This window comes from Janthinobacterium sp. FW305-129 (assembly GCF_020858115.1).
GTDB lineage: Bacteria > Pseudomonadota > Gammaproteobacteria > Burkholderiales > Burkholderiaceae_D > Janthinobacterium.
Window position 1 is genome coordinate 25,298 of sequence record NZ_JACYMM010000014.1, and the last position, 20,958, is coordinate 46,255.

At 63.6% G+C, this 20,958-nt stretch carries 15 protein-coding genes; 7 read left to right on the forward strand and 8 right to left on the reverse strand.

Features of this window, described 5'->3' with window-relative positions:
- Nucleotides 1-104: 104 nt before the first annotated feature.
- Together IGS61_RS24585 and IGS61_RS24590 are read right to left on the reverse strand one after the other, a co-directional pair.
- On the reverse strand, nt 105-2,240 hold the full coding sequence (locus IGS61_RS24585) for a M3 family metallopeptidase (protein WP_230542002.1): 2,136 nt from the start codon (nt 2,238-2,240) through the stop codon (nt 105-107).
- A 120-nt stretch (nt 2,241-2,360) separates the two neighbouring features.
- Nucleotides 2,361-2,579 (reverse strand): SlyX family protein, encoded by a 219-nt coding sequence (locus IGS61_RS24590; protein WP_070290273.1) that lies wholly within the window; start codon nt 2,577-2,579, stop codon nt 2,361-2,363.
- Nucleotides 2,580-2,738: 159 nt separating this feature from the next.
- On the opposite strand from IGS61_RS24590, the gene IGS61_RS24595 reads away from it, so the two are divergent.
- Both IGS61_RS24595 and IGS61_RS24600 read left to right on the forward strand, forming a co-directional pair.
- Nucleotides 2,739-3,119 carry a type II toxin-antitoxin system RelE/ParE family toxin gene (locus IGS61_RS24595; RefSeq protein WP_230542003.1) on the forward strand — a complete coding sequence of 127 codons (381 nt, stop codon included), beginning with the start codon at nt 2,739-2,741 and terminating at the stop codon, nt 3,117-3,119.
- Nucleotides 3,116-3,472: an addiction module antidote protein gene (locus IGS61_RS24600; RefSeq protein WP_219312054.1), complete on the forward strand. Its 357-nt coding sequence runs from the start codon at nt 3,116-3,118 to the stop codon at nt 3,470-3,472. The genes IGS61_RS24595 and IGS61_RS24600 overlap by 4 nt, the downstream gene beginning before the upstream one ends.
- Nucleotides 3,473-3,479: 7 nt before the next feature.
- Here the strand turns inward: IGS61_RS24600 and IGS61_RS24605 are convergent, their stop codons facing one another.
- A complete protein-coding gene (locus IGS61_RS24605) occupies nt 3,480-5,540 on the reverse strand; it encodes a UvrD-helicase domain-containing protein (RefSeq protein ID WP_086137636.1) in 2,061 nt (686 codons plus the stop codon).
- A gap of 209 nt (nt 5,541-5,749) precedes the next feature.
- Here IGS61_RS24605 and IGS61_RS24610 point away from each other — a divergent pair, with 209 nt between their 5' ends.
- Nucleotides 5,750-6,235 carry an SRPBCC family protein gene (locus IGS61_RS24610; protein ID WP_230542004.1) on the forward strand — a complete coding sequence of 162 codons (486 nt, stop codon included), beginning with the start codon at nt 5,750-5,752 and terminating at the stop codon, nt 6,233-6,235.
- Between the two features lie 9 nt (nt 6,236-6,244).
- Here IGS61_RS24610 and IGS61_RS24615 read toward each other — a convergent pair whose 3' ends face one another.
- Both IGS61_RS24615 and IGS61_RS24620 read right to left on the reverse strand, forming a co-directional pair.
- Nucleotides 6,245-7,366: an HD-GYP domain-containing protein gene (locus IGS61_RS24615; RefSeq protein ID WP_230542005.1), complete on the reverse strand. Its 1,122-nt coding sequence runs from the start codon at nt 7,364-7,366 to the stop codon at nt 6,245-6,247.
- 164 nt (nt 7,367-7,530) lie between these two features.
- On the reverse strand, nt 7,531-8,979 hold the full coding sequence (locus IGS61_RS24620) for a dihydrolipoyl dehydrogenase (RefSeq protein WP_230542006.1): 1,449 nt from the start codon (nt 8,977-8,979) through the stop codon (nt 7,531-7,533).
- Between the two features lie 129 nt (nt 8,980-9,108).
- Between IGS61_RS24620 and IGS61_RS24625 the strand changes: the two genes are divergently transcribed.
- Nucleotides 9,109-9,999 carry an ArgP/LysG family DNA-binding transcriptional regulator gene (locus IGS61_RS24625; RefSeq protein WP_230542007.1) on the forward strand — a complete coding sequence of 297 codons (891 nt, stop codon included), beginning with the start codon at nt 9,109-9,111 and terminating at the stop codon, nt 9,997-9,999.
- Here IGS61_RS24625 and IGS61_RS24630 read toward each other — a convergent pair.
- The 3 genes from IGS61_RS24630 to hemE all read right to left on the reverse strand — a co-directional run bounded on the left by IGS61_RS24630 (nt 9,996) and on the right by hemE (nt 13,978).
- Nucleotides 9,996-12,050 (reverse strand): primosomal protein N', encoded by a 2,055-nt coding sequence (locus tag IGS61_RS24630; RefSeq protein ID WP_230542008.1) that lies wholly within the window; start codon nt 12,048-12,050, stop codon nt 9,996-9,998. The two genes, IGS61_RS24625 and IGS61_RS24630, sit on opposite strands and share 4 nt — an antisense overlap.
- A 188-nt stretch (nt 12,051-12,238) precedes the next feature.
- Nucleotides 12,239-12,520 carry a hypothetical protein gene (locus tag IGS61_RS24635; RefSeq protein WP_230542009.1) on the reverse strand — a complete coding sequence of 94 codons (282 nt, stop codon included), beginning with the start codon at nt 12,518-12,520 and terminating at the stop codon, nt 12,239-12,241.
- 372 nt (nt 12,521-12,892) lie between these two features.
- Nucleotides 12,893-13,978: a uroporphyrinogen decarboxylase gene (gene hemE / locus IGS61_RS24640; protein ID WP_072457493.1), complete on the reverse strand. Its 1,086-nt coding sequence runs from the start codon at nt 13,976-13,978 to the stop codon at nt 12,893-12,895.
- A gap of 201 nt (nt 13,979-14,179) precedes the next feature.
- On the opposite strand from hemE, the gene IGS61_RS24645 reads away from it, so the two are divergent.
- The 3 genes from IGS61_RS24645 (at nt 14,180) to IGS61_RS24655 (ending at nt 20,856) form a co-directional block, all read left to right on the forward strand.
- Nucleotides 14,180-16,123, forward strand: a complete 1,944-nt coding sequence (locus IGS61_RS24645; protein ID WP_230542010.1) for a dipeptidyl-peptidase 5 — start codon at nt 14,180-14,182, stop codon at nt 16,121-16,123.
- Nucleotides 16,120-20,301 carry a DEAD/DEAH box helicase gene (locus IGS61_RS24650; RefSeq protein ID WP_230542011.1) on the forward strand — a complete coding sequence of 1,394 codons (4,182 nt, stop codon included), beginning with the start codon at nt 16,120-16,122 and terminating at the stop codon, nt 20,299-20,301. Before IGS61_RS24645 ends, IGS61_RS24650 begins: the two co-directional genes overlap by 4 nt.
- A 66-nt stretch (nt 20,302-20,367) precedes the next feature.
- Complete coding sequence (locus IGS61_RS24655) at nt 20,368-20,856, forward strand: hypothetical protein (RefSeq protein ID WP_230542012.1); 489 nt, start codon at nt 20,368-20,370, stop codon at nt 20,854-20,856.
- Nucleotides 20,857-20,958: the final 102 nt, after the last annotated feature.

Here is a 20,958-nt window from a genome sequence, read left to right on the forward strand (position 1 = left end):
GCGGTTTACCACGGCGTACAGTCAAAATCCCCAAATAAAAATGGCCGCCCATTGCCGGGCGGCCATTGATGTTCAGTACAGACGAGGCCGGTACTGGGGAGAAATTACTTGCCGTTCAAGCCACGGCGTTCCAGCAGCGGTTCGATCTTCGCATCGCGGCCGCGGAAGTTGCGGTAGATGTCGAGCGCATCGGCGCTGCCGCCGCGCGACAGCAGTTTCTGACGGAACCAGTCGCCGTTCTTGCGCGTCAGGCCGCCGTTTTCCTTGAACCACTCGACCGTGTCGGCGTCGAGCTTTTCCGACCACAGGTAGGCGTAGTAGCCGGCCGAATAGCCGCCCGCGAACGCGTGCGAGAAATACGTGGTGCGGTAGCGCGGCGGCGCCGGGGCGAAATCGACGCCCGCGTCCGTCAACGCGGCCTTTTCAAACGCCAGCACGTCGGTCGGGATCTGTGCCGGGGTCAGCTGGTGCCAGCGCTGGTCCAGCAAGGCCGATGCCAGGTATTCCGTGGTCTTGTAGCCCTGGTTGAAATTGTCGGCCGCCGTCACCTTGGCCAGCAGTTCGGCCGGAATGGCCGCGCCCGTCTGGTAGTGCTTGGCGTAGTTTTGCAGCACTTCCGGCCACAGCGCCCACATTTCATTGACTTGCGACGGGTATTCGACGAAGTCGCGCGGCACGCTGGTGCCGGCAAAGCGCGGGTACTTCACGTTCGAAAACATGCCGTGCAGCGCATGGCCGAATTCGTGGAACATGGTGTTGACTTCGTCAAACGTCATCAGGGTCGGCTGGCCCGCTTCCGGCTTCGGAATGTTCAGGTTATTCGCGATCACCGGCTTGCGGTTCAGCAAGCTCGACTGGCCCACGTAGGCATTCGCCCAGGCGCCGCCGCGCTTGTTGCTGCGCGCGTAAGGGTCGAGCGTAAAGATGGCCAGCTGCGTGCCGTCTTCATTGAAGACGTCGTACACCAGCATGTCGGTGTTGTAGACGGGCAAGTCGGTGCGCTGCTTGAAGGTCAAGCCATACAACTTGCCAGCAGCAAAGAACACGCCACGGGTCAATACGCTGTGCATCTCAAAGTACGGTTTGAGTTGCGTTTCGTCAAAGTTGTAGCGTTCGGCGCGCACCTTGTCGCTGTAGAAGGCCCAGTCGGCGGCGCCTACCTTGAAGCCGCCTTTGCCCGCATCGATGACCTTCTGGATGTCGTCCGCTTCACGGCGCGCATTGACGACGGCCGGCTTCGCCAATTCGCCCAGCAGGGCGTTCACGGCGGTGGTGTCGTGCGCCGTCTGGTCTTCCAGCGAGTAGGCCGCGTAGTTCGGGTAACCCATCAGCGCGGCACGTTCGGCGCGCAGCTTGGCCAGTTCCAGCACTTCCTGGGTGTTGTCGAACTCGCCGCCACGGCTGCCGCGCGCTTGCGAAGCGGCCATGATGCGTTCGCGCACGGCGCGGTTGGTCAGCAGCGACAGCGGCGCCTGGCCCGTCGTGTTGACGAGGGCGATCACGTACTTGCCGTCCAGGCCGCGCTTCTTGGCCAGGCCGGCGGCCACTTCGATGGCGGCCGGCGACAGGCCGTCCAGCTCTTCGCGCGTATCGACGACGACAGCCGAGGCGTTCAATTCCTTCAGCACGTTCTGCGCGAACTTGGTCGACAGGGCAGCCAGCTGGCCATTGTAGGCGCGCAGCTTTTGCTTGTCGGCCGCCGACAGCTTGGCGCCGGCGCGGACAAAATCGGTGTGATAGCGTTCCAGCAAGCGTTTCGATTCGGCATCCAGGCCCAGCTTGTCGCGCTTGGCGTACAGGGCGTCGATGCGCTTGAAAAGCTTGTCGTTGAGCATGATGGCGTCGCTGTGGGCCGCCATTTTCGGCGCCAGTTCGCGTTCCAGGCCCTGGATCGTCTCATTCGTGTTGGAGCCGGACATCACGGAAAACACGGTGCGCACGCGGCTCAGCAGCTGGCCCGAGCGTTCCATGGCCACGATGGTGTTGTCGAAGGTCGCTGGCTGCTTGTTATTCGCAATCGCGTCGATTTCCGCCAGGTTGGCGGCCATGCCTGCCGTAAAGGCGGGCGCGTAGTCGGCATCCTGCACCTTGTCGAACGGCGGATAGTGGAAGGGCAGGCTGCTGGCCTGCGCAAACGGGTTCGAAGCAGGCAGCGCTGCGGCCGCGGTGGCGGCAAAAGCGGCGGCGGCTGGCGCCAGCATCAGGCTGGCGGCGATGACGAGCATTGTTGGACGGGTCATGTCTTCTTTCAAGGAACGCAAGAGAGCCGCGATTGTGTCGCGGGCCAGCCTGAAATAATAACAGCCAGAAACACTTGCGTCACCCGCAACTACCGATGGTAGCGATACGCCCGTACAGCGTTAGTAATGCGGCGGACGTTCGTTGACCAGCCCGCCATTCGCCTGCTGCGCCCCGTCGCGCACGTGCTCGCCCAGCTTGTGCAGCATCGCTTCCAATTGATCGATGCGCTTGCCCTGCTGGTACACCATCTGGTTCAGCGACTCGACCAGGTCTTCCTGCTGCGCCAGCTTGATTTCGATATCGACGAAACGTGTTTCCATCTGTTCTGCATTGTCCATGGTGCTCTCGGTGATTCCTGACTGAAAGGGGGCATTCTACCGCCGCAGCGGCGTGAGCCAGGACAAACTCCCTTCATTCCCCGCCGGACGGGCTGCGATTTCTGTTTATTCTTCCTGTATGGGCTCAAACCGCTTGACGAATGAGAACAAACGATTACAATGAACACACCAACGCCGCCCGAACCAGTACTCATCGATACGCGCAAGACGGCCGAATACCGGCGCTGGGAAGATGGTTTGCACGATGTGGCGGCCGCCGCCATCGATGCCCGCATCAAGCATTTGCAGCACGGTAAGAAGGGCGACTGGCGCCCTGTGGGCGAAGGCGTGTGCGAACTGCGCTTTTTACAGACGGGGCCGGGCTGGCGCGTGTATTTTCATGAAACGAATCGGGGCACCCTGATCTTGCTGCTGCTCGGTGGCAACAAATCCAGCCAGCAACGCGACATCAAGCAGGCGCAAGCGATCCTCAGCGAGCTGAAAGCCCGGCAGGCGGCCATCCGGAAAGCGGCGGCATCCACAGGAGCACGAAAGCAATGAACCAACATATCGACCACGACACCTTCGACCTCGACGACCTGGAAGCATTAGGCCTGAGCAAATTTGACCCAACGCAACATCTGACCAGCAAGGCCGCCGTGGCCGCCTACATGAGCGAAATCGTCGCCACCGGCAACGCGGAACTGTTCCAGTCCGCCATGAACGACGTGGTGCGCGCCTACGGCATGGGCAAGGTGGCGGCCAGGGCCGACATCACGCGCGAAGGCGCATATAAAGCCTTGCGCGAAGGCAGCAAGCCGCGCTTTGAAACCATTTTAAAGATGCTCGATGCGCTGGGCATGCAGCTGGCCATCGTGCCGAAAACCACGCCCGACGGCGCAGTGGAAGCGTGAACGCTGCTTAAGCCTTCGGCGCGGCCAGCAAGGCCTTCATGCGCGCCAGACGTTCTTTCGGCGAAATCACTTCCGCTTCCGTCGGCACGGCGTCGCCCACGTCGAGTTGCATTTCCTTGATGAAACGCGACGGATCGCAATGGACTTGCTCGCCCGCCCGCTTGCGCTTCTTGCACCAGGTGACGTGCAAGGTGCGCTGGGCGCGCGTAATGCCCACATACATCAGCCGCCGCTCTTCCTGGATGCGCGCGGCGATGGTTTCGGCGGGCGCGTCCGCGTCGCCCTTATGCGGCAAGATCCCCTCTTCCACGCCGACCAGGAACACGTGCGGAAACTCCAGGCCTTTCGACGCGTGCAGGGTGGACATGCGCACGGCGTCCTGCTCCTCGTCCTTGCCTTCCAGCATGGTCATCAGGGCCACCATCTGCGTCAGTTCCAGCACGTTCTTTTCTTCGCCATCGCGGTCCTTGCCGCCCCGGCCCCGCTCCTTGAGCCAGTTGACGAATTCGAGCACGTTCTGCCACTTGCTTTGCGCTTGCCGTTCCTCGAAGGCATCGTACAGATACGATTCGTAGTGGATTTCCTTCATCATGTCGTCCAGCACTTCGGCCGCGTTGTCGCCGCTGCCGGCCGCGCCGGGGCGGCTGGCGCGCGATTCGAGGTCGTTGATGAAGTTGCAGAAGTCGCGCAGCGGTCCCAGCTGGCGGTCCGTCAGCTTGGCCTCGATGCCGCCTTTAAAGACGGCCTGGAACAGCGAGCACTGCCACTGCCCCGAAAACGCGCCCAGCACTTCCAGGGTCGACTGCCCCACGCCGCGGCGCGGCGTCGTCACGGCGCGAATGAAGGCCGGGTCGTCGTCTTCGTTGGCCAGCAAACGCAGGTAGCTGATAATGTCCTTGATCTCGGCCTTATCAAAAAAACTCTGGCCGCCCGAAATCGTGTACGGAATGCGTTCCTTGCGCAGACATTGCTCGATGATCCGTGCCTGGTGGTTGCCCCGGTACAGAATCGCGTAATCGGAAAATTTGTTCTTGCGCTCGAAATGGTCGGCCGAGATCATGATGGCGACCTGCTCCGCCTCCTGCTCGTCCGTCTGCATGCCCAGCACCTTGATCGGCTCGCCCAGGCCGTGCTCCGACCACAGCGACTTTTCGAACAATTTCGGATTATTGCCGATGACGGCATTGGCCGCATTGAGCACGCGCATGGTGGAGCGGTAATTCTGCTCCAGTTTGATCACGCGCAAATCGGGGAAATCCGTTTCCAGCGTTTTCAGATTTTCCACCGTGGCGCCGCGCCACGCATAGATCGCCTGGTCGTCGTCGCCCACGGCCGTAAACATCGGTTTCTTGCCGATACCCGTCACCATCAGTTTCACCAGTTCGTACTGGCAGGTATTCGTATCCTGGTATTCATCGACGAGCAGGTAGCGCAAACGCCGCTGCCACTTGTCGCGCACGGGGCCATTGTTGCGGAACAATTCCACGGGCAAGCGGATCAGATCGTCGAAATCGACGGCCTGGTAGGCGGACAGCGTGGCCACATAGCTGCGGTAGATGCGCGCCGCGTTCGCTTCATCTTCATCCTTGGCTTGCGCCAGGGCCATGTCCGGGTCGATCAGGCCATTTTTCCACAGCGACATGGCATTCTGGATGCCGCGGATCACCTGTTTATCGGTGGTAATGGCGAGGTCTTGCACCAAGGAAAAACAATCGTCGCTATCCATGATGGAAAAGCGGTCTTTCAAGCCCACGCCATTGGCTTCCTGGCGCAGGATTTTCACGCCCAGCGAGTGGAAGGTCGACACCGTCAACTGCTTGGCCTGGCGCGGCTGCTTCAAGAGCTTGGCGATGCGTTCCTGCATTTCCAGCGCCGCCTTGTTGGTGAAGGTCAGCGCGGCGATGGTGCGCGGGTCGTAGCCCCGGTCTTCGATCAGATGGGCGATCTTTTGCGTGATCACGCGCGTCTTGCCCGAACCGGCGCCCGCCAGCACGAGACAAGGGCCGTCGAGGTAGGTAACCGCTTCGCTTTGGGGCGCATTCAGACCGAACTGTGGTGCTTTGGACATCAGGGTATTTCCGCAGGGAACAGCAGCCCATTGTAACAGCGTCGCGCCCGCCATTTGCACGGCGAGATCTGCATGAAAAACAGGCAACGGCATTGATATATCGCCATATGCAGCCATCTTGGCCGCTGCAATGCGTGCGGCGCGGCCACGCCTGGAGTACCATTCCGCCTATATCGCCCGCGCGCGCCCACTTACCGAATGGCAGTCCCATGAAATTTGAACACCTGATTGAAATCAACGATCCTTTGAACCCGCTGATCGACACCCTGACCCTGGAACAGGTCTGGCGCGGCCTCGTCTTGCGCGCCGAGTCGCCCAAGCTGTTCGTGCCGCACCTCGATGAATGCCGGATCAGCGAGCGCTGCGATGCCGGTTTCGCGCGCAGCCTGCGCTATGGCGAGCTGGTCATCAACGACAAGGTGGTGCTGGTGCCGCAACTGCAGGTGCGCTACGAAGTGCCGGCGCAGAAAGACATCAGCGCCTCCTCGCTGGTGATGACCATCGAGATGCCCGACGAAGCGAGCCTGTGGGTGCGCTTCCAGTACGACGACGGCCACGACGCGGCCACCGATGCGGCCAACGCCCTGTACGACGACTTCCGCCGCTCCGCCTACAAGGAGTCCGACATCGACACCGTGCGCATCATGCGCGAGCTGGCGCTTGAGGGACGGCTGGATGCGGGTCTGCTGAATTAACCTCCCGCGCTAAATTCTTGCGCTGCGGCCCCATAACTGGTCGGGGCGAAATTGCAGTCCCGCCTGCTCCGCGCTGAGCACTTCGCGGATGGCGTGCAAGTCCACGCGCGTGTCGCGCCGCAGCGGCACGTCCAGGCGCGCGCCGCGGGGGCCGATCAGCGATTGCACGTGCGGCGTGGTGGCATTCAAGCCCTTGCGCGTGACGACGCCGATTTCGCCATTCAACAGCTTGACGAAGGTGCCGACGGGGTAGATGCCCAGCTCGCGTACCAGCAAGGATGCCAGCGGCGCATCCAGCGTGGCCTTGTCGGCCATCAACATTTCGCGCAGGGCCACGTTCGGCAGCAAAGGCTGGCGGTAGCTGCGCTTCGAGACGCGCGCGCAATAGCGGTCGGCCAGCATGATCAGGCGGGCGCCGATGCCGATCGCCTCGCCTTGCGTGCCCAGCGGATAGCCGCTGCCATCGATATTTTCATGATGCTGCAGCACGGCTTGCAGCCAGACGGCGTCCGTCACGCCCGCCGCACGCAGCAAGTCGACACCCGCTTGCGGATGGGCGCGCAAATAGGCGCGTTCCTGCGCATCCAGCGGGCCCGCCTTGTGCTGGAAATCCGCATGGCGTTCCAGCATGCCCACATTCATGCTCAGCGCGGCCAGCACCACGCTGCGGATCACATCGTCACCGAGTTTCAGGGCGCGCGCCAGCAGGGCCGCGATGACGGCCGTATCGACGCTGTGCCGCACGGCAAAGTCGCCCGCGCCCTGGTTGTGCAGGATGCAGGCCAGCGCCACGTCGGCGTCCAGAACAACGGCCTCTTCCACCAGCTGCGCCAGCGCGGCCAGCGGTGCGTGGCTGCCCGCTTGCCCGGCCGCGATGGATGGCAAGACGAGGGCCAGGCCCGCCGTGACGAGGTTCAGCATGCGCAGGGCCGACGGCGCTTCCGTGGCCGTGCGCGGCACGTCGGCGCTGGTATCGGCGATGACGCCGCGCGCCAGCAGCAATGCGATCTGGTTCTCGCTGCTGATGACATGGCCCAGCCTGGCCAGCAAGCCGCCCGTTTCACTGTGCACGTCCCAGGGCAGGGCCACGCCCAGCGCGAGTTCTCCCGCGTAAATGCGCCGAATTTTCACATCGTCTCCATCATCGCCTGCACCCGCTTGTTTTTACCATCGTGGCATCAGCGGCATGTACCAATTGAAATGTTTTTTGCTTTTAATCAATATTTCAATGTGGCAGCGATGATCGCGCAATCATGTGCGCTTGTCTACAAAATTGTGTAAATATCAAAATTGCATCAGACGCCAGGCGAGCAGTCGGCGCAGCCGGGCGCGTGTTCCGGGTCTTTTTCCAGGTGCAGGGCCAGTTCGCGCAAGGCCGTGCGCACGCCTTCCTCGATGACGGGGTGGTAGAACGGCATGTCGAGCATGGCGGGCACCGTCAGCTGCGCCTGGCATGCCCACGCCAGCAAATGGCCCAGGTGTTCCGCCCGCGGGCCGATCAGCTCGGCGCCAAGAAAGCGCTTGCTGCCGAATTCCGCATACACGCGCAGCAAGCCCTGGTTTTGCAGCATCACGCGGCTGCGGCCCTGGTTGCCGAACGACACGGCGCCGACGGCGAAGCGGCCCGCGTGGCTCACGCACAGCTGCTGGTAGGTGGCGCCCACGGTGGCGATCTGCGGCTCCGTGAAGGCGATCGCCAGCGGCGTGCGGCGCAAGCCAGGCTTGACGTCAGGAAAGCGCGCCGCGTTGTCGCCCGCGATGCGGCCCTCGTCGGCCGCTTCGGGCAGCAGCGGCAAGGCGTTGTCGGCATCGCCCGCGATGAAGATGGCGCTCTTGCCGCACTGCATGGTGTGCGGGTCATGCAGGGGGATGCCGTGACGGTCGAGCTCGATTTGCGCCGTTTCCAGGCCGATGTGATCTACGTTCGGACGGCGGCCGATGGCGGCCAGCACATACTCGAACTGCTCGGTTTTTTCCGCGCCCGCGTCGTCGCGGCTGGTCAGCAGGATGCCGCCGCCGTCCGGCGTTGTTGCCATGTGCGCGACCTGGGTCATGAAACGGATATCGAGTTCGCGCGCCAGCACGGCGTCGGCCTCCCGCAGCACCAGCGGATCCGTCAGCTGGGCGACTTTATTGCCGCGCGCAAACACCGTCACGCGCACGCCCAGCCGCGCCAGCGCCTGTCCCAGTTCCAGGCCGATGACGCCGCTGCCGACCACGGCGACCGATTGCGGCAAGTCCGTCCATTCGAACACGGCGTCGCTGGTGATGACGCGCTGGCCCGCCGATTGCCACTCGGGCGGCACGATGGGCGTGGAACCGGTGGCGATGACGACGCTGGCGGCTTCGACAATCGTGTGTTCATCGACCTGCAATTTTCCGGGGGAAATAAACCGCGCGTGGCCGCGCAGCTTTTCTTCGTCGGGTATGGCGTTGACGCCGTCGAGCACGAAGCCGACAAAGCGGTCGCGCTCGCTGCGCACCCTGGCCATCACTTGCCGGCCGTCGATGCGCACGGGACCGGGATGCACGCCAAAAGCGGGCGCGGCGGCCACCGCATGGGCCGCCTCGGCCGCCGCGATCAAGAGTTTGCTGGGCATGCAGCCGACCCTGGCGCAGGTCGTGCCGTACGGCCCGCTTTCGATCATCAGCACGCGCTTGCCCTGCATGCTCGCAGCCTTGCGCGCCGTCATGCCGGCCGTGCCGCCGCCGATCACGGCCACATCCACTTGTATCGTCTTCATGGTGCTGTCCATCCCACTGAGGTTGCTCACAGTGTTCGATACTACCCGTTTGCCGAAAATAAGGTTTTACTTTGCAGCAATATATGCATTAGTATAACTAATCGTTTTCAAAATTTATAAGCTGAGCTAATGGGATCACTCGATTATCGCGCGCTGGCCGTGCTGGACGCCGTCGCCAGCCATGGCAGTTTCGACAAGGCCGCCCTGGCGCTGGGCATCACCCAGTCGGCCGTCTCGCAGCGCATCAAGGCGCTGGAAGACGCCAGCGGACGCTTGCTGATCATCCGTGGCCAGCCGGCCGTGCCGACGGGCCTGGGCCAGCGATTGATCGTGCATCACCGCAACGTCAAGCTGATGGAAGCGTCGCTCGACATCGACCTGGGCAACAGCGTCAGCATGCCGGAAATCGCCATCGCCATCGATGCCGACAGCCTGGCCACGTGGTTTCCCGACACCTTGTCCGCCCTGCTGGCGCCGCCCCGCTGCCAGCTCGACGTGCGCCTGGCCGACAGCGACAGCGCCTTGCAGATGGTGCGCGACGGCTCCGTGTTCGGCTGCGTGGCGGCAGAGTCCGGCACGGCGATCGACGCGGCGGCCGCCACCAGCGTCACGCCGCTGGGCACCTTGCGCTATGTCTGCGTGGCCACGCCCGTGTTTGCCGGGCACTGGTTCGGCGATGGTTTTATTGCCGAGGCGGTACAACTGGCGCCGGCCGTGGTGGGCCAGCACGGCTTGCTGGCGCGTTTCCTCGCGGAACAATTGAGCATGCGCGAACCGTTTCCGCACCACACCTTGCCCGTGGAAGCGGCGCGCCGCGCCTGCGTCCAGGATGGCCTGGCCTACGGCCTGATGCCGCAGCGCCTGGCCGCGCAGGCGCTGGCGACGGACCGTCTCGTCGATCTGATGCCGGGCAGCACCCTGGACGTACCGCTGAGCTGGCATGCGTGGACCCTGGACACGCCGTTTACCAAGCTGTTGTCGGAACAGATCGTCAAAGCCGGGCGCGACTACCTGGCTTAAATATCGAGCGGATCCACTTCCAGCGACCATTTCACGCGCGTCTTCATGGCGCGCAATTCCATCAGCCATTCCTTCAGGAACGCCTGCAGGGCGGGCCGCGAGGGCGATTCCAGCAGCAGCTGGGCGCGGTCCACGTTGTAGACGCGCGTCATGCTCATGGGAATCGGGTCATTGATGGTCACTTGCGGGTGTTCCATGCACTCTTTCGCCGCCTGCAGGAATTCGATGGCCGTCGCCAGCTCCGGGGCTTCGGCGCGCAGCAGGGCCTGGAACAGGTAGGGCGGCAGCGCCGCCTGGGCCCGCTCTTCCAGCAAGGTGGTGGCGAAATGGTCGTAATCGTGGTTGACGACGGCGTCGTACAGCGGATGGCGCGCATAGCGCGTCTGGATCAGCACTTCACTGACGCTGCCGCCTTGCGTCTGCGCAGCCCGCCCGGCCCGGCCCGCCACCTGCATCAATTGCGCGAACAGGCGTTCGCTGGCCCGGTAATCCTGCGAAAACAGGGCCGTGTCCGGATTCAAAATGCCGACCAGGGTCAGTTTTTTGAAATCGTGGCCCTTGGCCACCATCTGCGTGCCGATCAGAATATCCACTTCGCCCCGGTGCACGGTATCGAACGCTTCCTGCGCGCTGCCCTTCTTGCGCGTGGAATCGGCATCGATGCGCAAGATGCGCGCCTCGGGAAACAATTGCTGCAAGCCCTCTTCCACGCGCTGCGTGCCACGTCCCAGCGGCTGCAGGTCGACGTTGCCGCACGTGGGGCAATGGCGGGGAATGCGCAGTTCCAGGCTGCAATGGTGGCAGCGCAGCCGGTGCTCGGGCTTGTGCAGCACCATGAACGAGGTGCAGCGCGTGCAATTGCTGATCCAGCCGCACGATTCGCAGCAGATGACGGGCGAATAGCCGCGCCGGTTCAAGAACAGCAGCGACTGCTCGCCGCGCTCCATGCGCAGTTTTAATGCCGCCACCAGGTGCGACGTCAAGCCATCCTTCGGCTTGTCGCGCTCCATGTCGAGGATCTTGACGCGCGGCAACACCGCATTCTTGACGGCCCGTTCGCGCAATTCCAGCTTGCGGTAGCGCCCCGTCTGCGCGTGGTGCCAGCTTTCCAGCGACGGTGTGGCCGAACCGAGCACGATGGGGATCTGCAATTGCCAAGCGCGCCACACGGCCAGGTCGCGCGCCGAATAGCGCAAGCCTTCCTGCTGCTTGTAGGAAGGATCGTGCTCCTCGTCGATGACGATCAGTTTCAATTTCGGCAAGGACGCCAGGATGGCCAAGCGCGTGCCGAGCACGATGCGCGCCTGGCCCTGGTGCGCGGCCAGCCAGTGCAGCATGCGCTCGCCTTCGGACAGGCTGCTGTGCAGGGTCGCCAGCATGACGCCGGGAAAACGCGCGCGGATATTGCCTTCCAGCTGGGGCGTCAAATTGATTTCCGGCACCAGGATCAGGATTTGCGCATCGTCCTCGCGCGCCAGCACCTGGGCGCAGGCTTGCAGATACACTTCCGTCTTGCCGCTGCCCGTCACGCCGTACAGCAGGGTCGGCTTGAAACCCTGGGCGCCGCCGATGGCGTCCGCCGCCTCTTGCTGCGCGGCATTCAGGGCCGGCATGTTCAGCGGCGTGCCGTCGTGCGCGTCGGCCAGCTTGGCCAGCTTCTTGATGGCGCGGTCGAGCGCCACGGTGGTCAGCACGCGCAAATTCTTCGGCAAGCCCGGCAAGGCCACCTCACCGAGCGGGCGCTGGTAGTAATCGGCGGCGAAGGCGGCCAGCGCCAGCCACTGCTCCGACAGGGGCGCCAGCTGGCTGCGCACGGCCAGCACGTCCTTCAATTTCGCGGCAGGCACGTCGGTGCTGTCGGACACGCCGACGATCAGCCCCATCACTTCGCGCCGGCCGAACGGCACCAGCGCCAGCTGCCCCACTTGCGGCAGCGGCGCGTCCGCGACGCCGTCCGCCGCCGCCCCGTTCCAGCGGTAGTCGAACAGGGCGTTCAGGGGCGTGTCGAGCGCGATTTTCAGGATGCACGGCGTCAAAAGGCACTGCGGCATGGGGGTATGGCCTATCTCAATAAAAAAGCGCGCCGCAGGGTCGATGGCGCGGCGGGATGTCAGGCGTCAAGCCAGCGGGCCATGATACTTGTTTCGTCCGTCAAACGCCTAACGGCAGACAGCACGGCCTGTCCTCGTGCCAGAAGAAAATTCTGTGGATAACTTTGTGGACAAAGCAAAATTAACTTTCAGAAAAATGTGGATAGAAAATTTCGTTCGCCGTCAAGAGCGGCACGCAAGAAAAATAAAGCATTTAAAATCAATGGCTTAAAAATTGATGCCCGGGAGGCTAGAAATCCACAGCACATTTCCGCCGCTGTGCATAACTGAACCATTTGTAATTTATTTATACAGAAATCCGCACCATTTTGATGCGCCAGATTCGGAAAAACACGGGCGGCACGCGGCAAAATTGACAATTGCCGGGCAAGCGTTCGCTTTTGCCTGACGGGCGGCGAAACATTGTTCAATTATCATGCACTGCAACATGCACTTCAGGTGAAACCTGAACATCGGCGCTAAGTATCGGTTAACAAATTACTTTTCAATTTTATCCACAGAATCTGTTGATAACTTTGTGGACAATGAAGGAATAAGGCGAGCGGACGAAAGAATAACCTTATCAATTGCAACAAAGTCCGCCAAACAAGGCATTTTTTATTTCTTAATAATCAAGCACTTGCAAAGCGCCCCCGGGCATGGCTTTGACACTGCCTCTTATTTCCGCAGCAAAAAAAATTGTGCATAAGTCGGTATTTCTTGCTAAGGCGCAGCAAAGAAAAAGGCAGGCTTCCGCTGGAAAGCCTGCCTTATCTACCCCTGCGCCAGGGGAAAACGAATACTTACTGGCCGCTGCGCATGGCGCGGCTCATGCTGTGCACGGCTTCCACCATCGCTTCGACCGATTCCGGCGGCGTGAACTGGGAAATGCCATGGCCCAGGTTGAACACGTGGCCCGTGCCGGCCGATGGCGCGCCAAAGGCGTTGAGCACTTTCGCCACTTCGGCGCGGATCTGCTCGGGGCTGGCGAACAGGATGGCGGGGTCGAGATTGCCCTGCAAGCCCACTTTATGCCCCACCAGCTGGCGCGCGCGCGTCAGGTTGACGGTCCAGTCCAGGCCCACGGCATCGGCGCCGATGTCGGCGATCTGCTCGATCCACTGGCCGCCGCCCTTGGTAAACACGATGGCGGGAATCTTCACGCCATCCTTGTCGCGTTTCAGCTGCGCCACCACTTGCTGCATGTAGGCCAGCGAGAATTCCTGGTAGGCGCCATCGGCCAGCGCACCGCCCCAGGAATCGAAAATCATCACGGCTTGCGCGCCGGCATCGATCTGCGCATTCAGGTACTGCGCCACGGAAGTGGCGTTAATCGCCAGGATGTGGTGCATCAGGTCGGGGCGGTTGTACAGCATCTTCTTGATGGTGTGGAACTCTTTCGAGCCGCCGCCTTCCACCATGTAGCACGCCAGGGTCCACGGGCTGCCGGAAAAACCGATCAGCGGCACGCGGCCATTGAGTTCCGTGCGGATCTGCGTGACGGCCTTGAAGACGTAGTCGAGCGATTCCAGGTCCGGCACTTGCAACGCCTTCACATCCTGTTCCGTGCGCAGCGGACGCTCGAACTTCGGGCCTTCGCCATCGGCGAAATACAGGCCCAGGCCCATCGCGTCAGGCACCGTCAGGATGTCGGAAAACAAAATCGCCGCGTCGAGCGGGAAGCGCTCCAGGGGCTGCAAGGTCACTTCGGTGGCGTAATCGGGATTCTTTGCCAGGCCCAGGAAGGAGCCGGCCCGCTCGCGCGTGGCGCGGTATTCGGGCAGGTAGCGGCCCGCCTGGCGCATCAGCCAGACAGGGGTGTGCTCGGTCGGCTGGCGCAGCAGGGCGCGCAGGAAAGTGTCGTTCTGGAGCGGAGCAAATTGTGGCATGGAAGGCAATCAATAGCTTGGAGAAGCGGTATTATCGCATCCAATCGCCGCCATTTCATTGATTCCGGTGCCGCTTTGCAGCATTTGCCACGCACAGCGATGACTTTCGTTGTGCCTGCCCTTCCATTATGATGATGAACGCCGCCGCGCTGCCTGACGCCGCCTGGAGGCCCCCTCTTTCCACCACGACACGGAGCCCGCATGACCTCGACCGCATCCAGCACCCCTTATGGCATCTGGCCATCGCCGATCAGCGCGGCCCTCGTCGCCGCCGGCGCCTCGCCGCTGACGCAGCTGGCCCTGGGCGACGCGGATGGCAGCGATGTGTACTGGCTGGCCGGACGCGCCAGCGAGGCGGGCCGCAACACCCTGCTGCGCCAGCGCGGCGCGCGTGTCGATGAACTGACGCCGGCACCGTTCAATGTGCGCAGCCGCGTGCATGAATACGGCGGCGGCGCCTATGCCGTGGCCGGCGATAGCGTGTATTTCTCGCATTTCGCCGACAATTGCCTGTACCGCGTGAGCGGCGACGGCGCGCCCGAAGCCTTCACCACGGGCGGCAACACGCGCCACGCGGACTTCGTCGTCGATGCGGCCCGTGCCCGCCTGATCGCCGTGCGCGAACAGCACCCGGAGCAAGGCCACGCGCAGCCGGAAAACTGCCTGGCCGCCGTCGGCTTCGACGGGCGCGAAACGGTGCTGGCACGGGGCCACGATTTTTATGCGGCGCCGCGCCTGTCGCCGGACGGCAGCCAGCTGGCCTGGATCAGCTGGGACCACCCGCGCCTGCCGTGGCAAGGCACGGAACTGTGGCTGGCCGACGTGCACGCGGACGGCACGCTGGGCTCTCCGCGCCTGATCGCCGGCGGCGCGCGCGAATCGATTTGCCAGCCGGAATGGTCGCCGAACGGCTTGCTGCACTTCGTTTCCGACAGCAGCGGCTGGTGGAATTTGTACCGCCTGCACGGCGCCGATATCGAGGCGCTGTGCCCGATGGAAGCGGAATTTGCCACGCCGCACTGGACTTTCGGCGGCAGCATGTACGGTTTCCTGTCCGACGACGAGATCGTCTGCACGTACATCCAGGCCGGCGTCAGCTACCTGGCGCAGCTGAGCGTGGCGGCGGCCAAGCTGGAACCGATCCCCCACCCGTACCAGGAAATCCGCGAACTGCGCGTGGGCCCCGGCTTCGTCGCGCTGCTCGGCGGCAGCCCCACCATCGCGCTGGAACTGGCGCGCATCGATTTGGCTAACCATGAGCTGGAAGTGCTGGCGCAGTCGATCACGGCCTTGCCCGCGCTCGACTACCTGTCCGTGCCGCGCAGCTTGAGTTTTACCAGCAGCAATGGCCGCACGGCGCACGCCTTCTTTTATGCGCCCACCAATGGCGACGTGCAGGCGCCGGCGGGAACCTTGCCGCCCGTCATCGTCATCAGCCATGGCGGCCCCACCAGCATGGCCAGCAATACCTTGAAACTGGCGACGCAGTACTGGACCAGCCGCGGCATCGGCGTGCTCGACGTCAATTATGGCGGCAGCAGCGGCTTCGGCCGCGAATACCGCGACGCGCTGCGCGGACAATGGGGCATCGTCGACGTGGAAGACTGCATCGCCGGCGCCCGCTACCTGGCCGCCAACGGCCTGGCCGACCCCGAGCGCCTGATCGTGCGCGGCGGCAGCGCGGGCGGCCTGACGACCCTGTGCGCATTGACGTTCCACGACGTCTTCAAGGCCGGCGCCAGCTACTATGGCGTGTCCGACCTGAAGGGCCTGGACGACGATTCGCACAAGTTCGAATCGCGCTACACCGACTACCTGATCGCCCCGCAGCCGCAAGCCGAGGCGCTGTACCTTGAGCGCTCGCCCATCCACCACACGGATAAACTGTCGCGCCCGATGATCTTCTTCCAGGGCCTCGATGACAAGGTGGTGCCGCCGCAGCAGTCGCAGCTGATGGTCGACGCCCTGCAGGCGCGCGGCGTGCCCGTCGCCTACGTGCCGCTCGAAGGCGAGGGACACGGCTTCCGCAAGGCGGAAAACATCGTGCGCACGCTGGACGCGGAACTGTATTTCTACCAGCGCGTATTCGGCCTGCCCGTGGCGGCCGGCGAACCGCCCGTGCATATCGCCAACTTGCCCGCATGACCGATCCGCATGCAGACCAGCGCTTGCTGGACGAATTCGCCGCCCTGGAACAGCACGAACAGATGATCCTGGCCTTGCTGGCCATCGCGGGCGAACCGGTGGGCAAGCATGCCGTGTACGAACACTTGCAGCGCGCCAACGTCGTCGAGCCGGACGGCACGCCGTTTTCCCTGTTGGTAGTGACCAACATGTTGCAACGGCTGACGCGTCTGGCGCTGGCCAGCGAGGTGGTGGGACGGGGCTATGCCTGCGAAGCCAGGCTGCGCTGGCCCGCCATGCGCGCCGCCATCGAGCACCTGGTGTTCCGCGACCTGTGCCAGGCCATCGAGCTGATCAACCCCGTGCGCCGCAACTGGGATGGCTATGTGGAATTGCGCAGCTACCGCCAGGGCGTGGCGCGCCTGCGCATCGCCCTGTTGCGCAATGACGAAGTGCGCCAGGTGGCCGCCATCCTGGCCGCCTGCATGGCCTGCTATGAAGCGCAGCAGCTGCATCCGCTGATCGAGATCTTCGGCCGCCCGTTCGAGCCGGAAATGTTGTCTTTCGTCATGCCGCAATTGCAGGATGACATCCTCGCCGTGCTGCTGGGCAACGCCCCGCGCGAGCCGGCCACGGCGCACGCCATCCGCGCGTACGCGCGCGCGCATCACGCGCGCCAGGCGGCCGCCGGCGACCACATCGGCGCCGCCCTGCCGCTGGCCCTGGCCGAGGACGCGCTGCTGTGCGGCGAACTCGACACGGCCGCGCGCTACCTGGCGGGCCAGCAGGGGCCGCAGGCGCTGTTTGTCGACAGCAGCATCGCCCTGTTGCGCGGCGAACATGCGCACGCCGTGGCGGGCTTCGAAACGGCCTTGAAGGGCTTGCGCAAGGAAACGGGCAAGCGCAAGCTCTGCTTTACGGGCATCGGCGGCCACCTGTACGTGCTGGCCCTGCTGCGCGGCAACGACGCCAAGCTGCTGAAGAGCGCGGAAACCTATCTCGATATCGCCCTGCACGCGCAGCCGAATCACGACAGCATCGTCTACCAGCAATTGAATACCTTGCGCCTGGTGCGCGCCGGCGTGCAGCAGGCGGAAAGCATCCCTACGCGCAACTGGGAAACGGCACTGCAGGCGCAGCTGTTCCAGGCCTTGCTGTACTACTGGCTGGCGCTACCGCAATTGAGCGAACGCAAGGACCAGCTGCGATCGCTGGTGCAGCAAGCGGACGCGGCCGGCTACGACCTGATCGCCGCGCAGGCGGCCGGCTTGCTGGGCTTGCTGGGCGAGCCGCAGCAGGAGCGCTATGCCACCTCAAAACGGGCGCAGCATGGCCTGACGGACATGGCGCCGTGGTTCGAGCGCCAGGAAGCGTGGCAGCGCCAGCTGAGCGCGCTGATCAACCTGCAGCAGAACGCGCCCGCCGAAGCGCTGGGCGGCGTCTCGCGCCTCGTGTGGCTGGTGGCGTTCGACCCGCGCTTCGGCTTGACGGCCGTGGAAGTGCGCGAGCAGAAGCGCGACGCGCGCGGCGGCTGGAGCAAGGGCCGCGCCATGGGATTGAAACGCCTGGCCGAAGAGGCGGGCGACATCGATTTCCTCACGCCGCAGGACGCCCGCGCGGCGGGCAGCATCGCGCCTTTTAAACAATATTATTCGTCGGCGCCGCGCTATGAAGTCGAACTGGACAAGGCCGCCGTGCTGCTGGTGGGCCACCCGCTCGTCTTCTGGCTGGATGCGCCCGAGACGCGCGTGGAACTGATCGCCGGCGCGCCCGAGCTCCTGATCAAGTCGCACGAGGGGCAGCTGTGGCTGGGCATGCAGCCGCCCTTGCCCGACAACGGCGGCAACGTCGTGGTGCAGAGGGAGACGCCGACGCGCCTGCGCGTGGTGCACATCCTCGACGAGCACCGGCGCATCGGCGCCATCGTGGGCCTGGGCCTGTCCGTGCCGCTGCATGCGGAAAAACAGGTGATGCAGGCCATCGGCGCCATCTCGTCCATGGTCACCGTGCAGTCCGACATCGGCGGCGGCGCGGGCGACGCGGAAGCGATCACGGCCGACCACCGCCTGCACGTACACCTGCTGCCCTACCAGCAGGGCTTGAAAATGCAGATTCTGGTCCGGCCGCTGCTCGACAACGGCGCCTATTACGCGCCGGGCAGCGGCGCCGAAAGCGTGTTTGCCGATGTGGCGGGCCGGGCCGTGCAAGCGCGGCGCGACCTGAACGCGGAACGCGAAGCGCAGCGCCAGCTCATTGGAAAATGCCTGGTGCTGGAAGAGGCGGAAGAAGAGCATGGCGAGTGGCTGCTGGGCCAGCCTGCGCTGGGCTTGCAACTGCTGGTGGAATTGCAGGCGCTCGATCCCGCCGGCATGGTATTGGCGTGGCCGGAAGGCGAAACCATGCGCGTGTCGAAGCGCATCGACAGCGGCCAGATGCGCCTGAATATCAAGAGCGAAAAAGACTGGTTTGCCGCCAGCGGCGAAGTGCAGATCGACGAAGACAAGGTGATGGATTTGCGCGCCCTGCTCGATTTGATGCAAAACAATAAAAGCCGCTTCGTGGCCCTGGGCGATAACCAGTTCCTCGCGCTCAGCGACGAGCTGCACCGCCGCCTGTCCGAGTTGGCCGCGTATGGCGAAGCGCATGCCGATGGCGTGCACATCCACCCGCTGGCCGCGTTTGCGCTGGAAGAGCTCGCCAACGATGCGGGCGGCGTGAAGGCCGACAAACTATGGCGCGAACACTTGCTGCGCCTGCGCGCCCTCGACGACTATCAGCCGCAGCTGCCCAGCACCCTGCAGGCCGACCTGCGCGACTACCAGCTGGCCGGCTACGAATGGCTGGCACGATTGGCGCACTGGGGCGTGGGCGCCTGCCTGGCCGACGACATGGGACTCGGCAAGACCTTGCAGGCGCTGGCCCTGATCCTGGCGCGCGCGCCGAACGGTCCCACCCTCGTCGTCGCGCCCACCTCCGTGTGCATGAACTGGATCAGCGAGGCGCAGCGCTTCGCGCCGACGTTGAACATCAAACTGTTCGGCAGCGGCGACCGCGCCGACATGCTCGACACCTTGCAGCCGTTCGACGTGGTGGTGGCCAGCTATGGCTTGCTGCAGCAGGAAGCCACCATGTTTGCCGGCGTGCGCTGGCATACGATCGTGCTCGACGAAGCGCAGGCGATCAAGAATGGCGCCACCAAGCGCTCGCAAGCCGTGATGGCCTTGCAAGGCGATTTCCGCATGGTGGCCAGCGGTACGCCGCTGGAAAACCATCTGGGCGAATTGTGGAATCTGTTCCGCTTCATCAACCCGGGTTTGCTGGGTACCCTCGACCAGTTTAATTTGCGCTTTGCCGGCCCCATTGAGAAAGATCAGGACAAGCGGGCGGCGGCCGGCGCGCGCTTGCGCCTGCGCCGCCTGATCGCGCCATTCATCTTGCGCCGGACGAAGACGCAAGTGCTGTCGGAATTACCGTCGCGCACGGAAATCGTGCTGGAGGTGGAACTGTCGCCGCAGGAAACGGCGCTGTACGAATCCCTGCGCCGCGAAGCGCTGGAAAAGCTGGCCATGGTGGAAGGGCCGGCGTCAAAGAAAGCCATCCAGATCCTGGCAGAAATCATGAAACTGCGCCGCGCCTGCTGCAATCCGCAGTTGGTGGCGCCCGAGCTGGGCTTGGCCAGCAGCAAGCTGGCGGCCTTCGCCGAACTGCTGTCGGGCTTGCTGGAAAACCGCCACAAGGTGCTCGTCTTCAGCCAGTTCGTCGACCATTTGACCCTCATCCGCAAGCACCTGGAACAGCATGGCGTGGCCTATCAATATCTCGATGGCAGCACGCCCATGCAGGAGCGCAAGCGCCGCGTGGATGCCTTCCAGGCGGGAGAGGGCGATGTTTTCCTGATCAGCCTGAAGGCGGGCGGCATGGGCATCAACCTGACGGCGGCCGATTACGTGATCCACATGGACCCATGGTGGAATCCGGCCGTGGAAGACCAGGCCTCGGACCGCGCCCACCGCATGGGGCAACTGCGCCCCGTCACCATTTACCGGCTGGTGGCGAAGCACACGATCGAGGAAGGCATCGTCGAATTGCACCAGCACAAGCGCGACCTGGCCGACAGTCTGCTGGAAGGCAGCGACGCGGCGGCGCGCATGTCGGCGGGCGACATGCTGGACATGCTGCAAGAGGGGTTGAAGCGATGAGTTTGAAAAAATGAACAGCTAGCCCCGTTCCATGCGATTATTCCTGTTTCTTCGCCCTCCTTGCTCATGACCGACTTCATCGCCACCAGCGCAGGCCAGCGCGCCACCTTTTTGTGCGGCAAATCCTGGACGGCTTACGTCAGCACCTTCCTCATCGCCGTGCTGCTGTTCTTTGCCGCCCTGCCGCTGGCCTTCAAGTACAACACGCGGGCCGCCTTCGTGGTGCTGCTCGGCTCGGCCCTGATCGTCGGCTACCGCCTGCTGACCATCCGCAGCTACCAGCTATATTGCGACGAGGCAGGCGTGTGGCTGGCATCCGGCATCTTGCCGTGGAAAAAGAAACTGACGGGCGTGAAATGGCGCGACATGGATGAAGCCGTCTATGAAACGAACTTCTGGAGCTGGCTGTTCCAGTCCTACACGGTGCGCGTCAGCCAGCGCTACACGCAGGAAACGGAAATCCACGCCACCGGCATGGCGCGCGGCAAGGATGCCGTGGCGGCCATCAATACGCGCCACCAGGAACAGCTGCACGGCAGCGCCATCGTCGTCTAGCCCGGCGGACGGGCGGCAAAAAACTGCGCAAGCGCGGCAATTAATGCTAATCTTTGGGCCGCCCAGGCAAGCAAGGCCAACCTTTCAATAGTTGTTTGTTAC